1 pseudogene is annotated in these 401 nt (G+C 23.4%); it reads right to left on the bottom strand.

Features of this window, described 5'->3' with window-relative positions:
- Positions 1-401 (bottom strand): annotated as a pseudogene (locus CRV02_RS14950) (tellurium resistance protein TerC); the annotation flags it as partial.

A 401-nucleotide genomic window follows, 5' to 3' on the forward strand; every position in this document is an offset into this window, starting at 1 on the left:
GATTTATAACAGAACCAAAAAGATGAACCCCTAAATAGGTTTTAAAAAAACTTTTTTTGCCCTTTGGCAAAGATTTAATAGCTTTTACTTTTGGTGTTGCTATAAGTCTTAAGAAACCAACACCAATAAGAAGTGTCAAAAGATATTGGTTTACACTTACTGCTTTTACAAAATCAATATTAAAACTATTATAAAAAGAGTAAATAAAAGCAATAATACTTAATAAAAGTAATTTATATAAAAGTGACTTTCCATTTACATTTTTAAAAAGTATAATTAATGCTATCCAAGCTATAGTTCCACCAATAAATACTAATTTTTCATTAAAAAAATATGCTGCTATTGTAAATACAAAAGATAAAAAGATTAAAAAACCACTTAAATATTTCACTACTATTTTC

The organism is Arcobacter sp. CECT 8989 (genome assembly GCF_004116715.1).
Lineage (GTDB): Bacteria > Campylobacterota > Campylobacteria > Campylobacterales > Arcobacteraceae > Halarcobacter.